Here is a 14,823-nt window from a genome sequence, read left to right as displayed (position 1 = left end):
AAGTACGTCCAGTACGAGGATGATCCTCCGCCTTGCGATTGCACGCACCGGACGCCGCGCACCCCGCCCTGCGGGCGGACGGCGCTATTTGTCAGACACGGCCTAGGACTGCTCGCCTTCTTAGAGGAAGGTCTGGCCTTCGCCCCGATAAGTGGGCGCCGTACCCGACACGCTGTCGCCCTCGATCAGGTGCAGCGTGTCGAAGCGCTCGCACAGCTCCCCGGCCTTGGCGTGCCGGAACCACACCTTGTCACCGATCAGCAGATCGTCTGCGGGTGATCCGAGCAGCGGGGTCTGCACCTCGCCCGGGCCCTCCTGCGGGTCGTAACGCAGCCCTTCCGGGAGATACGGCACGGGCAGCCGGTCCGCGCCCGCGGCACCCGAGGCGGGATAGCCGCCGCCAAGCACGGTCACCACGCCCACGCCCGGCTTGCGCACCACGGGCTGCGCGAACAGGGCGGCCGGACGACCCGTGAACGACGTGTAGTTGTCGAACAGCCTCGGGACATACAGCCCGGAGCCCGCGGCGATCTCTGTCACCGCGTCCTCGGCCGCCGTGTGCTGGACGCTGCCGGTGCCGCCGCCGTTCACGAACTCCAGGTCCGGCGTCACCGCCCGCACCGCACGCACCACGGCCGCCCGCCGCTCCGCCAGTTCCCTGCGGGCGGCCGCCTGCATCAGCCTGATCGCCCGCGAGCGCAGCGGACGGCCGGCGAGCGAGTCGCCGACACCGGCGACATGCCCCTCGTACGCCATCAGCCCCACCAGCCGGAAGCCCGGGCGGCGCGCGATCGAACGGGCCAGCTCCGCCAGCTGGGCGGGCTCACGCAGCGGCGAACGGCGTGCCCCGATCCGTACCCGGCCGCCCAGCAGTCGCAGCGCGGTGTCGAGTTCCAGACAGATCCGGATCTCCTCCTTGCCGCCGGCGCGCGAGCGGTCGATCAGCTCCAGCTGAGCCGCGTCGTCGACCATCACGGTCACGGCGGCAGCGAGCTTCGGATCAGCCGCGAGCTCGGCGAAACCGGACCGGTCCGCGGACGGATAGGCCAGCAGTACGTCGTCGAACCCGGCCCGCGCCAGCCACAGCGACTCGTCCAGCGTGAACGACATGATCCCCGCGAATCCGTCCCGCGCCAGGACCCGCTCCAGCAGTGCCCGGCAGCGTACGGACTTGCTCGCCACCCGAATCGGCTTGCCGCACGCTCTGCGCACCAGGTCGTCGGCGTTCGCGTCGAAGGCGTCGAGATCGACGACCGCGAGCGGCGCGTCGAGATGGGCGGTGGCCCTGTCGTAGCGGGCCCGGTCAGCGGCGAGGGGCGTCATGGCCCGAGCTTGCCAGACCGGATTACCGCAGGGTAGGGGGATGTTCTGGGCAGATCCGCCCGGACCCCCGGTCTCGTTGCCGCCGGGTGCGTTCGAGCCCGTAGAGTGACGCACACGCGGTGACGAACGGGCCTGCCCCGAAAGGCGATCCGTTGGTATACGTGGACGAGGAACAGGGGGCGGGATGAGCACGGAGGCGCAGTGCCCTTCCGGCTCCGGCTCGTCTCAGTCCGACGGTGGGGGGACGACGCCCGGCGCGTCGCGCATCACGGATGCGCTGGTGCCGCCGGAGCCGGCTCCGAAGGAACTGCGCGTCTCGGGCATCGCGAAGCTGCTGTCCCCGACCCCGGGCGACGACGACCGCGCTGGAGCCCCCGGCACGCCCGCGGCGGGTCGCCCCGACGCCGACGGACCCCGTCGCCCCGCGCCTTCGACGGCACCTGCCGTCGGTCGCCCCGGCGCCGACGGACCTCGTCGTCCCGCGCCCTCGACGCCGGTCCCGGCTTCTGACAGCCGTCCCGGTTCGGCGGGTGGAGCAGGTCGCCCGGCGCCCGCGGCCGGTCGCCCCGAAGCCGACGGACCTCGTCTCCCGTCCGCCTCCGGCTCCGACGCGTCGCCGAGCACGCCCTCCACCGGGGCCCGTCCGCCCGCCGCCGGGCGTGCCGAGGCGCCCCCGCGCGCGCCCCGGCCCGCACCCGCCGCCGCCCCGTCGCCGAGCGTGCCCGCGCACCGGCCGCCGACCGGTCCACCCCCGCGTCCCGAGCCGACCCCGAGCGCCCCCGCGTCAAAGCCGCTGGCTTCCATACCCCCGCGTCCCGACGTACCGCCCGCGCGGCCGTCCGCCGGTGCGGAGCCGCCCGTCGCCCCCGTCGAGACCACCGCCAGGCTGCGGCCCATCGCCGCGCACCGCACCGCGCCCCTGCCGCCCGAGGCCCCGCCGCGACCCGTCGTCGCACCCGCCCGCCGCAGGCCCGTCGGTTCCGTCGACCTCACGCCCCCCGCACCCGGCACACGCCCCGCGCACCCGGGACCCGCCCCCTACTCCTGGGTGCCGCCGGAGACCCCGGCCGAGATGACCACCCGGCTCCGCCCCGTACGGACCCGGCGCCCCGCACGGACCATCGGCGCCCTCGCCTGCGTCGTCCTCGGCCTCGGGCTGATCGGCGGCGCCGCCACCGGCAGCTGGCTGACCGGCGACTCGAGTGCGGACCCCACCGCCCGCACCGGGTACACCGAGACCCGGACGCTGTGGCACAGCGTTCCCGTGAACACGCTCTTCCCCCGCACCCTCAGGGGCGAGGGCGCAGGCCCCGGCGGCGCCGACCGCGTCTGGACGCGGATCGCCGTCGCGCCGGACGGCGCCTGCGCACCCGCACTCGACCCGCTGCTGCTCAAGACGCTCCAGCCGGTCGGCTGCGTCCGGGTGCTGCGCGCCACGTACACCGACGCCACCGCGAGCAGTGTCACCACGGTCGGAATGATCTTCACCGAGGCCGACGCGGAAGCGATGGGCACGCTGAACTCCCGTTTCACCGAGCAGGGTCTCGACGAGCGCCGCGACCTGATGCCCCGCACCCTCCCCGCCAAGGGCACCGCCGCCTCAGGCTTCGGCGACCGGCAGCGTGCAAGCTGGACGGTCAGCGTCCTGACCGAGATGCCCGTCGTCGTCTACGCGGTGTCCGGCTTCGCCGACGGACGCACCGTCACCGACCCGCTGCCCGCCGCCGAAGCCAAGGCGGAGGGCGCGACGTCGGCGCCGGCGCAGGCCGGCCTCGGCCATGAGGCGACGGGCATCGCGGACCGGATCGAGGGCGGTCTGCGCAAGTCCGTCAGCACGGCCACGGAGAAGCCCGAATGAACCGCCGCCACCGCCACCGCATCGCCGCGACCCTCGCGGCCGCCGCTCTCGCCCTGCTCCCGGCGACGCCCGCACACGCGGACGGCATCCGGGCCCAGCAGTGGGGCCTGGACGCCCTGCACACCGACCAGGCCTGGGACACCACCAAGGGCAAGGGCATCACCGTCGCGGTCCTCGACACGGGAGTCGACGACAGCCACCCCGACCTGGCGGGCTCGGTCCTGCCCGGCAAGGACTTGATCGGGTTCGGCGCCGAGCAGGGCGACCGCTCCTGGGCGCGGCACGGCACCGCGATGGCGGGCATCATCGCCGCCCACGGCCACGGCCTCGACGACGAGGACGGCGTCATCGGCATCGCCCCCGAGGCCAAGATCCTCCCCGTCCGCGTCATCCTCGAAGGCACCGACACGGCCCGCGAGAAGGCCCGCAAGACCCGCGGCACGGCCCTCGCCCAGGGCATCCGCTGGGCCGCCGACAACGGCGCGGACGTCATCAACCTCTCGCTCGGCGACGACAGCGAGTCCGCGCACCCGGAGGCCGGTGAGGACGCCGCCGTTCAGTACGCGCTCGCCAAGGGCTGCGTCGTCGTAGCCTCGGCCGGCAACGGCGGTGAGAAGGGCGACCACATCTCGTACCCCGCCGCCTACCCCGGTGTGATCGCCGTGACGGCCGTCGATCGCTTCGGCACCCACGCCGCCTTCTCCACCCGCCGCTGGTACGCCACCGTCAGCGCCCCCGGCGTCGACATCGTCATCGCCGACCCCGACCGGAAGTACTACCAGGGCTGGGGCACCAGCGCCGCGTCCGCCTTCGTCTCCGGCGCGGTCGCCCTGGTGCGCGCGGCCCATCCCGGTCTCACCCCGGCCCAGATCAAGAAGCTCCTCGCGGACACCGCCCGCAACCGCCCCAAGGGGGGACGCGACGATGCCAAGGGCTACGGCAGCGTCGACCCGGCCGCCGCGATCAAGGCGGGCGCGAAGCTGCGCCCCGCGGATCTGAAGGCCGCATCCGCGGGCTACGGCAAGCCGTACTTCGGCCCGGGCCCCGCCCGCGCGGACAAGGACTCGGAACCGGCGGCCTGGCTCGCCCCGCTCGCGGGCGGCATGGGCGTGCTGGTGCTGCTCGGCGCGGCGGCCCTCTGGCGCGGCGGCCCGGTCAGAGGGAACTGACCGCTTTCCGCGCCGCCGCCTCGACGAGCGCGATGCCCGCCTCCTTCGTCGCGTGCCCGTCCGAGAGGACCGCCAGCAGGCACATTCGGCCGTCCACCGAGACCCGGCCGATGCTGTTGACGTCCCACAGCCCGGTGGCGGTCCGCGGCATCCAGCCGTTCTTGAGCGCCCAGCCGCTACCGGCCGCCGACACCCCCCAGTCCTGGTCCGTCGAGATCTGCTCCATCAGCCTTTGCAGATACGTACGGGATGCCTCGCTCAGCACCGAGTCCGCACCGAACACGGCCTGAAGCAGGACGAGTTGATCGCGCGCGGTGGTCTGCGTCAGCCCCCAGGCATCCGCCCCGGCCGTCTCGGTGAGACCGAGCCGCTCATTGGCCGCGTCGAGCCCCTGCGCCCCGCCGATCGTCTGCCACAGCGCCGTGGCCGCCGGGTTGTCGCTGAGCCGGATCATGGCGGCTGCCTGCGTCTTCTCCTGTGCGGTGAGCGAACGGCCCGCGTCCTGCGCCGCCAGCAGCAGAGCCGCCAGGATGTCCACCTTGACGATGCTCGCGGTGTCGTACGTCTCCTCGCCGTACACCGCGCTCTCCCCGCTCCCGGTGTCGAGCACCGCGACCGACAGCGACGCGCCGGACCGGGCGACGACCGGCTCGACCGCGGCGGCGAGCACCGTATCGAGATCCACGGTGACCTCCGCAGTTTCGGGAGTCCCCGACGGGGACTCGGACGGCGGGCCGACGATACGGCGCGGGGCGCGGCATCCGGCGAGCGCCCGAGGGAGTACGCCCCCGCGGCGACCGAACCCGTCAGGTCCGGTGAGATAGAGCCGGAGCGGGGGCGGCTAGGCTCGTCGCGTGGCGCTCAAGAACATCCCTGACCCCGGTTTCTCCGACGACGACGGCAAGGCCGATCCCCGGCTGACCGCGGCCCTCGCCGCGTGGTCCGCCGACCGCACTGCCGAGGGGCCGGTGCTCGAAGCCCTCAAGGGGGCCCGGCTGCTCGTCCCCGTCGTCGCCGTCCTCGGCGAGGTCGAGGAGGACGAGAACGGTCTGCGCCGTGAGAAGACCAGCGACATGGCCGTGCCCACCCTGACGGCAGGTGACCGCCGCGCGCTGCCCGCCTTCACCTCGATCGCCTCACTCGCCCGCTGGGACCCCGAGGCGCGGCCCGTCGCCGTGCCGCTCCATCAGGCGCTCGCGGCGGCCGCGCACGAGAAGGCCGACACACTCGTACTCGACCTGGCCGGGCCCGTCACGTACCAGCTGACCGGCAGCGCGCTGCTCGCCCTCGCCGAGGGGCGCACCAGTACGGACCCGCTCCACGACCCCGCCGTCACGACGGCTGTACGGGACGCGGTGGCGGCCGAACCCGGGGTGCTCCGCGCCCATCTGGGCCCGGGCGGCGCGGACGGCACCCTCGCCCTGGTTCTCGCCGCGGACGCCGACCCGGCCCGGTCGGCCCGCCGCGTCGCCGAGGCGCTGGCGGCCGACGACGTACTGAGGGCCCGCCTGGTGCGGGGCCTCGACCTGGCACTGCTGCCGGCCGAGGCGTCGCTTCCGGGCGAGCCCCTGTTCGTACGTGAGTAGCGGCTAGCCGTAGACCGGGCCCGTGTACTTCTCGCCCGGACCCTGGCCCGGCTCGTCCGGGACCAGCGAGGCCTCGCGGAAGGCCAGCTGCAGCGACTTGAGCCCGTCGCGCAGCGGCGCCGCGTGGAAGGAGCTGATCTCCGTCGCGCTGGCGTCCATCAGGCCGGCCAGCGCATGGACCAGCTTCCGGGCCTCGTCCAGGTCCTTGTGGTCGGCGCCGTCCTCGGTCAGACCGAGCTTCACGGCCGCCGCGCTCATCAGGTTCACCGCGACCGTGACGATCACCTCGACGGCGGGGACCTCGGCGATGTCGCGGGTCATGTCGTCGAAGCCGGGGGACTCATTGGGTGTGGTCGCGTCACTCATGACCCACACGATATGCCCCGCCGCCCGGCGTCCGGTCCCGGCCACCGGTTAGCCCGTTCCGGCCAGAGCTGCTAACCTTGTGTAACGACCGGCCGGACACGTGTGTGCCCGGCCCACAAGTGGAGGCTCCGATCTCCCACCTGACTGTCCTCCGGGACGGCGGGTCACCGGTCAGGCGGCGCCCATCGTTCCGTACGGACGATGGAGCCACCCGATAAGCCCCGCGGTTGCACGCGGCGGTGTTCCGGTATTCCAGGAGCTCCCGCCTGTGTCCCGTCCGGGGCATTTTTGATGTTCCGGTGCGGTTGGTCCAACAAAACAGACGTTACGCGGCTGCCTGCCAGCCAGCCGTGTGGTGCTACCGAGGAGGATCCATCAGCGCCGAGCCCCGCATCAACGACCGGATTCGCGTTCCCGAAGTGCGACTTGTCGGTCCCAGCGGCGAGCAGGTCGGGATTGTTCCGCTTGCCAAGGCCCTTGAGCTTGCTCAGGAGTACGACCTCGACCTCGTCGAGGTGGCGGCGACAGCCCGCCCGCCCGTGTGCAAGCTCATGGACTACGGGAAGTTCAAGTACGAGTCGGCCATGAAGGCCCGTGAGGCGCGCAAGAACCAGGCGCACACGGTCATCAAGGAGATGAAGCTCCGGCCGAAGATCGACCCGCACGACTATGACACCAAGAAGGGTCACGTCGTCCGGTTCCTCAAGCAGGGTGACAAGGTCAAGATCACGATCATGTTCCGTGGTCGTGAGCAGTCCCGCCCCGAGCTTGGCTTCCGCCTGCTGCAGCGTCTCGCTTCCGACGTCGAGGACCTCGGATTCATCGAGTCGAACCCCAAGCAGGACGGCCGGAACATGATCATGGTTCTCGGCCCGCACAAGAAGAAGACCGAGGCCATGGCCGAGGCACGTGAGGCTCAGGCCGCCCGCAAGGCGGAGCGCCAGGGCTACGCGAACGAGGAGACCTCGGAAGAGGCTGCCGAGGCTCCGGCCGAAGCACCCGCCGAGACTTCCGAGGCGTGACCTGAGGGGCGGCCATCCAGGCGCCCCGGGTCCCGCCCGGAACCACAAACCAAGATCTGACGCTCCTGCAGTCCGGTGTCCGCACCGGGGGAGCGCCACTGACGAGGAGATACGGCGCGATGCCGAAGAACAAGACGCACAGCGGTGCCAAGAAGCGCTTCAAGATCACCGGCTCCGGCAAGGTGCTCCGTGAGCGCGCCGGCAAGCGCCACCTGCTCGAGCACAAGTCGTCCAAGCTGACGCGTCGCCTCACCGGCAACGCCGAGATGGCCCCGGGTGACTCGAAGACCATCAAGAAGCTTCTCGGCAAGTGACGTTCGTGTCCCCGGTCCCCGGGGACACACGCCGAGACCGGGACCAATTCGTTTCCGGGCCGTGTGAGTCCAACCACGGCCCCGCTACAAGGAGTTAACAAGTGGCACGCGTCAAGCGGGCAGTCAACGCCCACAAGAAGCGCCGGGCAATTCTCGAGGCCGCCAGCGGTTACCGCGGTCAGCGTTCGCGCCTGTACCGCAAGGCCAAGGAGCAGGTCACCCACTCTCTGGTCTACAACTACAACGACCGCAAGAAGCGCAAGGGCGACTTCCGTCAGCTGTGGATCCAGCGCATCAATGCCGCTGCCCGCCAGAACGGCATGACGTACAACCGCCTCATCCAGGGTCTGAAGGCCGCCAACATCGAGGTGGACCGCAAGATCCTGGCCGAGCTCGCGGTCAACGACGCCAACGCGTTCGCCGCGCTGGTCGAGGTTGCGCAGAAGGCGCTGCCGAGCGACGTCAACGCGCCGAAGGCCGCGTCGGCGGCCTGACGGCCGCGCCGACCCGACCGGACCCGCAGGCCGAAGGCCTGCGGGTCCGGTGTGTTTGGCCCGGCTTCGGGGCCGCCCAAGGAACGGACCGGTCGGCTCCCGGCCCGGGCGGCCTGCCCCGGTCGGCGGGCGGGCCGCCTTGTACCGGTCGGGGACCTGCGCGTGGCCCGTACGGGACTGCCGCCCGCCCCGGCGGGTGCGTTCCGGCAGGTATCGCCCCCCGGCGGGGGCGTTCAGGGCCGGACGTCCCGCCCCCGGTCGGCCTGGCCGTCCGGGACGTGTGCGTGGCCCGTACGGAACTGCCGCCCGCCCCGGCGGGTGTGGACCGGCTGGTGCCGCCCCCCGGTGGGGGCGGTCGAGCCGGGCCTGCGCCTCGGTCGGCATGCCGACCGGTACGGCCCGGTCGGCTCGGGCGCCCCGCCCCGGTCGGCCTGCCGACCGGACACGGGCGCGGGCGTGCGCGTGGCCCGTACGAGACTGCGCGCACGGCGGGTCTGTCCCATCCGGACCCGCCCCCGGGGGCGAATCGCCGGAGGCGGTCCCGGGTCTGCGCGTGGACGCACGGGACGAGTCCCGGCGCCCGGCAGGTACGGGCCAGGGACCGGCACCGGCCCCCGCGTCCGGGATGGCCCGACCCCGCCGGGCCCCACCGGTGCCGCCACCCAACCACCACCGCAGGCGCGTCCGGGACACACCCGGACCCGAGTCAGAGAGCCGCAGGCACATGCCTACTCCCGAGCTGATCTCCCCGCGATCCCCGCGCGTCACCGCCGCACGGCGGCTGGCCAGGCGTGCCTTCCGGAGCAAGGAGCGCCTGTTCATCGCCGAGGGGCCGCAGGCCGTGCGCGAGGCCGTCGCGCACCGCGGGCCCGGCGGTGAGCCCACCCTCGTGGAGCTGTTCACCACCGTCGAGGCAGCCGAGCGGTACACGGACATCGTGGATGCGGCCCGGGCCGCCGGAGCCCGGGTGCACTACGCGTCCGACGCCGTCCTCGCCGAGGTCTCGCAGACCGTCACCCCGCAGGGTCTCGTCGGCGTGTGCCGTTTCCTCGACTCGCCCTTCGGGGAGATCCTCGCGGCCCGGCCGAAGCTCGTCGCCGTACTCGCGCACGTACGCGACCCCGGCAACGCGGGCACGGTACTGCGCTGCGCGGATGCCGCGGGCGCCGACGCCGTGGTCCTCACCGACGCCTCCGTGGACCTGTACAACCCCAAGTCCGTACGCGCCTCGGTCGGTTCGCACTTCCATCTGCCGGTCGTCGTAGGAGTACCCGTCGAAGAGGCGGTGCAAGGACTGCGTGAGGCCGGAGTGCGCGTACTGGCGGCCGACGGCGCGGGCGAGGACGACCTCGACGACGAGCTGGACGCGGGCACCATGGGCGGACCCACCGCGTGGATCTTCGGCAACGAGGCCTGGGGGCTCCCCGAGGAGACCCGCGCGCTCGCCGACGCCGTCGTACGCGTCCCCATCCACGGAAAAGCCGAGAGTCTGAACCTCGCGACCGCCGCAGCCGTATGTCTCTATGCCTCGGCGCGCGCCCAGCGCACAGGCAGTGCTCGCTGAGCTCGGGTACTCGCTCAGGGGGTCCGCTCCGTCACTTCCAGCTAGTAGGGTGACGGGCTCGGGGGCCCACTGCGCCGGCGGAGAGGTGGGGTACGGGGATGGCTGTCGGGACGAGCAGGCCCGCGGAGACACACGGGGCATTGCTGTGCCGTTCCGGCGCCCCCGAGGTGTTCGGCATCGACCCCGACGACCTCCCCGACGGACTCGTCGTCGCAGACGAGAGGGGCCGGGTGATCTGCTTCAACGACGCGGCCGTCAGGATCACCGCCGTCGCCAAGGCCGATGCTCTCGGACACCCGCTGGAGACCGCGCTGCCGCTGGAGGACCTCAAGGGCCGCCGCTGGTGGACGCTGACCGATCCGTACGGCGGACTCGCCACCCGCGTCGGCCAGCCCGAGCGCAATCTGCTGCTGCCCGGCGGCCGCGAAGTCCTCGTCTCCGCACGCTATGTGCGCGAGCGCCCCACCGGGCCGATACGCCGCCTGGTCATCAGCCTGCGCGGCACCGAGGCCCGGCGCCGCACCGAACGCAGCCACGCCGAGCTGATCGCCACCGTCGCCCATGAGCTGCGTTCGCCGCTCACCTCCGTCAAGGGCTTCACGGCAACGCTCCTGGCCAAGTGGGAACGCTTCACCGACGACCAGAAGCGGCTGATGCTGGAGACCGTCGACGCCGACGCCAACCGCGTCACCCGGCTCATCGCCGAGCTGCTCGACATCTCCCGTATCGACTCCGGCCGGCTCGAAGTACGCCGCCAGCCCATCGACATCGCCGCCGCCGTCGGACGCCACATCCAGGCACACATAGCCAGCGGCCAGTCCCCCGACCGCTTCTTCGTCCGCATCCAGCGCTGCCTGCCCGATCTGTGGGCCGACCCCGACAAGATTGACCAGGTGCTCGGCAATCTGCTGGAAAATGCGGTGCGCCACGGCGCCGGAACGGTCACCATCGAGGTGGCGCCGGCAGCGGCGAAGGACGACGAGAAGGGTACGGCCGTCACCGTGAGCGACGAAGGCCCCGGCATCCCCGAGGAGTCCATGGGCCGCGTCTTCACCCGCTTCTGGCGGGGGAGCAAGCGCGGCGGCACGGGCCTGGGCCTCTACATCGTCAAGGGCATCGTCGAGGCGCACGGCGGGACGATCACCGTCGGCCGCGGACCCGGCGGCGGCGCCGAGTTCCGATTTATTCTGCCCGTCGGCGCTCCTGCGTACCTCGCCTGAGCGGCCCGCGGGCTCATTCGCCACTCCACACCCCGTTAGACTCGGCCTTTGGCACCTTTACGTCCTCGGTCCGTCCCAGGTCGGCGAGCGGGGGCCCCAGCCAGCCCATCGGAAGTACGGGAAGAGATGTCCGCACCCAATAAGTCGTACGACCCTGTTGAGGTCGAGGCACTGAAACCGGAAGCGATCGAGCGCATGCGGGACGAGGCGCTCGCCGCCTTCGCCGCAGCGGGCGACCTCGAAGAGCTCGCCCACGCGAAGGTCGCGCACACCGGCGGTGCCTCGCCGCTCGCGCTCGCCAACCGGGAGATCGGCGCGCTGCCGCCGCAGGCCAAGGCCGAGGCCGGCAAGCGCGTGGGCCAGGCCCGCGGCGCCGTGAGCAAGGCGCTGGCCACCCGCCAGGCCGAGCTCGAGGCCGAGCGCGACGCCCGGGTGCTCGTCGAGGAGGCGGTCGATGTCACGCTGCCCCACGACCGCGTCCCGGCCGGCGCCCGCCACCCGCTGACCACGCTCATGGAGCGGCTCGAGGACATCTTCGTATCCATGGGGTACGAGGTCGCCGAAGGCCCCGAGGTCGAGGCGGAGTGGTTCAACTTCGACGCCCTGAACTTCGTGCCCGACCACCCGGCCCGGCAGATGCAGGACACCTTCTTCGTCCAGGGCCCCAAGGGCACCGTCGACGACGAGTCCGGCATCGTGCTGCGTACGCACACCTCCCCGGTGCAGGCCCGCACGCTGCTCGACCGCGAGCCGCCGGTCTATGTCGTCGTGCCGGGCCGCGTGTACCGCACCGACGAGCTGGACGCGACGCACACCCCGGTCTTCCACCAGATCGAGCTGCTCGCCGTCGACGAGGGCCTGACCATGGCCGACCTCAAGGGCACTCTGGACCACATGGTCCAGGCGCTCTTCGGCCGGGACATGAAGACGCGGCTGCGCCCGAACTTCTTCCCCTTCACCGAGCCGTCCGCCGAGATGGACATGGTCTGCTACGTGTGCCGCGGCGAGTCCGTCGGCAACCCGGACCGGCCCTGCCGCACCTGCGGCAGCGAGGGCTGGATCGAGCTCGGCGGCTGCGGCATGGTCAACCCCAAGGTGCTCATCGCCTGCGGCGTCGACCCCCAGAAGTACAGCGGATTCGCCTTCGGGTTCGGCATCGAGCGGATGCTGATGTTCCGCCACAACGTCGAAGACATGCGAGACATGGTCGAGGGTGACGTCCGGTTCACCCGGCCGTTCGGGATGGAGATCTGATGCGGGTCCCGCTTTCTTGGCTGCGGGAGTACGTCGACCTGCCGGCGACGGAGACCGGCCGTGACGTCCAGGCCAAGCTCGTTGCCGCCGGCCTCGAGGTCGAGACCGTCGAGCAGCTCGGCGGCGGGCTCAAGGGCCCCCTCGTCGTCGGCAAGGTCCTCACCATCGAGGAACTGACGGAGTTCAAGAAGCCCATCCGCTTCTGCACCGTCGACGTCGGCCAGGCCAACGGCACCGGCGACCCGCAGGAGATCGTCTGCGGCGCGCGCAACTTCTCCGTGGGCGACAAGGTCGTCGTGGTCCTGCCGGGCGCCGTGCTGCCCGGCGACTTCGCGATCGCCGCGCGCAAGACGTACGGCAAGACCTCGCACGGCATGATCTGCTCCGGCGACGAGCTCGGTATGGGCGACGACGGCAGCGGCGGCATCATCGTGCTGCCGCCCGAGTACGAGGTCGGCACCGACGCCATCGAGCTGCTCGAGCTGGTCGACGAGGTCCTCGACATCGCGGTCACGCCCGACCGCGGCTACTGCCTCTCGATGCGCGGAGTCGCCCGCGAGACCGCCATCGCCTACGGCCTGCCGCTGCGCGACCCGGCGCTCCTCGACGTCCCCGCCCCGAACTCGTACGGCTACGTGGTGAAGGTCGCCGACCCCATCGGCTGCGACCGCTTCACCGCGCGTACCGTCGTCGGCCTGGAGCCCGAGGCCCGCTCCCCGATCTGGCTGCAGCGCAGGCTGCAGAAGGCCGGAATGCGCCCGATCTCGCTCGCCGTCGACGTCACCAACTACGTGATGCTCGAGCTCGGCCAGCCGCTGCACGCCTACGACCGCGCCCGTCTCGACGGGCCGATCGGGGTACGCCGCGCCGAGCCCGGCGAGAAGCTCACCACCCTCGACGGCGTCCAGCGGGTGCTGGACGCCGAGGACCTGGTGATCACCGACAACCGCGGGCCGATCGGTCTCGCGGGCGTCATGGGCGGCGCCAACACCGAGATCGCCGACCACGACGACGAAGCCGGTGCCACCACCGGGGTCGTCATCGAGGCCGCGCACTTCGACGCGATCTCCATCGCCCGTACCGCGCGCCGCCACAAGCTGGCCTCCGAGGCGTCCAAGCGCTTCGAGCGCGGCGTCGACCCGCAGGCCGCGGCCGCCGCTGCCCAGCGGACCGTCGACCTGCTGGTGCTGCTCGCGGGCGCCACCGCCGAGGCCGGGGTCACCGAGATCGTCGCCCCGTCCGCGCCCCGCACGATCACCATGCCGGCGGACCACCCCGACCGTGTCGCGGGTGTCCGCTACGGCCGCGAGACCGTCGTACGCCGCCTCCAGGAGGTCGGCTGCGACGTTTACGGTCAGGACGAGCTGGTCGTCACCGTCCCGTCCTGGCGTCCCGACCTCGCCGAGCCGAACGACCTCGCCGAGGAAGTCATCCGTCTCGAGGGGTACGAGAACCTCCCCTCGACGCTGCCCAAGCCCCCCTCGGGCCGCGGGCTCACCGAACGGCAGCGGCTCTACCGCCGCGTCGGCCGGGCGCTCGCCGGTGCCGGCTATGTCGAGGCGCTGAACTACCCGTTCATCGGCGAGCCGGTCCTCGACCAGCTCGACATCCCGGCGGACGACGAGAGCCGACGGCTGGTCAAGCTGGTCAACCCGCTCTCCGACGAGGAGCCCGCGCTGCGCACGACGCTGCTGCCCGGGCTGCTCGGCGCGCTCCGCCGCAACGACGGCCGCGGCAGCCACGACCTGGCGCTCTTCGAGACCGGCCTGGTCTTCCGGGCTCCCGAGGAGGAGGGCATCGCGGTCCGGCTGCCGGTCCACCGCCGTCCGACCGACGAGGAGATCGCCGGTCTGAGCGGAGTGCTGCCCGTGCAGCCGCGCCATGTCGCGGTCGTGCTCGCCGGTGCCCGCGAGCAGGCCGGCTGGTGGGGCAAGGGCCGCCCGGCCGACTGGGCCGACGCGGTCGAGTCCGCCCGCGCGGTCGCCCGCGAGGCCGGGGCCGAACTGATCGTCCGCCAGGGGCAGTACGGCCCGTGGCACCCGGGCCGCTGCGCCGAGCTGGCCGTGGTGATCGACGGAGTGGAGCAGACCGTCGGTTACGCCGGTGAGCTTCACCCGCGCGTGGTCAAGGCGCTGCATCTGCCCGCGCGCAGCTGTGCGATGGAGCTGAACCTGGACCTGCTGGAGCGCTCCGCCCAGGGCGCTCTCCAGGCACCGCGGATCTCCACCTTCCCGGTGGCGACCCAGGACGTCGCGCTGGTCGTGGACCACAAGGTGCCGGCCGCCGAGGTCGAGCGGGTGCTGACGGAGGGCGCGGGTGAACTGCTCGAGTCCATCCGGCTGTTCGATGTCTTCACCGGTGAGCAGATCGGCGAGGGCAAGAAGTCGCTGGCGTACGCGCTGCGGTTCCGTGCCGCGGACCGGACGCTCACGGTCGAGGAGGCATCGGCCGCCCGTGACGCCGCCGTGGCGCTGGCCGCCGAGCGCACCGGGGCGGTTCTGCGCGGAGCCTGACCGCGTGTGATCTGCCGTACCGCCTGATGAGGGGCTCACCCGGACCACCGGGTGAGCCCCTCACTCATTCGGGTGAGAACGCGGGGCGACGTTCCCGCGGGGCTCGATTGATCGACAGAATCGACGCGGCCGCGGGGGCC

At 72.4% G+C, this 14,823-nt stretch carries 13 protein-coding genes; 10 read left to right on the top strand and 3 right to left on the bottom strand.

The genetic code is table 11. The annotated features are described in order from the left end of the window. Window positions 1-120 precede the first annotated feature (120 nt). Window positions 121-1,323 carry an amino acid deaminase/aldolase gene (locus OG741_RS08250; RefSeq protein WP_405596167.1) on the bottom strand — a complete coding sequence of 401 codons (1,203 nt, stop codon included), beginning with the start codon at window positions 1,321-1,323 and terminating at the stop codon, window positions 121-123. A gap of 184 nt (window positions 1,324-1,507) precedes the next feature. Between OG741_RS08250 and OG741_RS08245 the strand changes: the two genes are divergently transcribed. Together OG741_RS08245 and mycP are read left to right on the top strand one after the other, a co-directional pair. After that, window positions 1,508-3,181, top strand: a complete 1,674-nt coding sequence (locus OG741_RS08245; protein WP_405596166.1) for a hypothetical protein — start codon at window positions 1,508-1,510, stop codon at window positions 3,179-3,181. After that, on the top strand, window positions 3,178-4,350 hold the full coding sequence (mycP, locus tag OG741_RS08240; RefSeq protein ID WP_405596165.1) for a type VII secretion-associated serine protease mycosin: 1,173 nt from the start codon (window positions 3,178-3,180) through the stop codon (window positions 4,348-4,350). Before OG741_RS08245 ends, mycP begins: the two co-directional genes overlap by 4 nt. On the opposite strand, the gene OG741_RS08235 is transcribed toward mycP, so the two are convergent. Next, on the bottom strand, window positions 4,337-5,035 hold the full coding sequence (locus OG741_RS08235) for a serine hydrolase (protein WP_405596164.1): 699 nt from the start codon (window positions 5,033-5,035) through the stop codon (window positions 4,337-4,339). The genes mycP and OG741_RS08235 overlap by 14 nt on opposite strands. A 169-nt stretch (window positions 5,036-5,204) precedes the next feature. On the opposite strand from OG741_RS08235, the gene OG741_RS08230 reads away from it, so the two are divergent. Next, on the top strand, window positions 5,205-5,936 hold the full coding sequence (locus tag OG741_RS08230; protein ID WP_405596163.1) for an SseB family protein: 732 nt from the start codon (window positions 5,205-5,207) through the stop codon (window positions 5,934-5,936). A 3-nt stretch (window positions 5,937-5,939) separates the two neighbouring features. Here the strand turns inward: OG741_RS08230 and OG741_RS08225 are convergent, their stop codons facing one another. Further along, entirely contained in the window at window positions 5,940-6,302 is a 363-nt protein-coding gene (locus tag OG741_RS08225) for a DUF1844 domain-containing protein (protein ID WP_266478368.1), read from the bottom strand. 350 nt (window positions 6,303-6,652) lie between these two features. Here OG741_RS08225 and infC point away from each other — a divergent pair, with 350 nt between their 5' ends. From infC to pheT, 7 genes are all read left to right on the top strand, one after another. Continuing rightward, entirely contained in the window at window positions 6,653-7,324 is a 672-nt protein-coding gene (infC, locus tag OG741_RS08220; protein WP_266478369.1) for a translation initiation factor IF-3, read from the top strand. 119 nt (window positions 7,325-7,443) lie between these two features. Further along, a complete protein-coding gene (rpmI, locus tag OG741_RS08215) occupies window positions 7,444-7,638 on the top strand; it encodes a 50S ribosomal protein L35 (protein ID WP_142216133.1) in 195 nt (64 codons plus the stop codon). A 101-nt stretch (window positions 7,639-7,739) separates the two neighbouring features. Then, entirely contained in the window at window positions 7,740-8,132 is a 393-nt protein-coding gene (gene rplT / locus OG741_RS08210; protein ID WP_266478373.1) for a 50S ribosomal protein L20, read from the top strand. A 724-nt stretch (window positions 8,133-8,856) separates the two neighbouring features. Continuing rightward, a complete protein-coding gene (locus OG741_RS08205; protein ID WP_405596162.1) occupies window positions 8,857-9,696 on the top strand; it encodes a TrmH family RNA methyltransferase in 840 nt (279 codons plus the stop codon). Window positions 9,697-9,794: 98 nt separating this feature from the next. Continuing rightward, a complete protein-coding gene (locus tag OG741_RS08200; RefSeq protein WP_266478380.1) occupies window positions 9,795-10,916 on the top strand; it encodes an ATP-binding protein in 1,122 nt (373 codons plus the stop codon). A gap of 126 nt (window positions 10,917-11,042) precedes the next feature. Further along, window positions 11,043-12,170 (top strand): phenylalanine--tRNA ligase subunit alpha, encoded by a 1,128-nt coding sequence (pheS, locus tag OG741_RS08195; protein WP_266478383.1) that lies wholly within the window; start codon window positions 11,043-11,045, stop codon window positions 12,168-12,170. Next, window positions 12,170-14,683 carry a phenylalanine--tRNA ligase subunit beta gene (pheT, locus tag OG741_RS08190; RefSeq protein WP_405596161.1) on the top strand — a complete coding sequence of 838 codons (2,514 nt, stop codon included), beginning with the start codon at window positions 12,170-12,172 and terminating at the stop codon, window positions 14,681-14,683. Before pheS ends, pheT begins: the two co-directional genes overlap by 1 nt. Window positions 14,684-14,823: the final 140 nt, after the last annotated feature.

The organism is Streptomyces sp. NBC_01410 (assembly GCF_045040195.1).
GTDB lineage: Bacteria > Actinomycetota > Actinomycetes > Streptomycetales > Streptomycetaceae > Streptomyces.
This window is presented reverse-complemented; position numbering and strand designations above follow the sequence as displayed.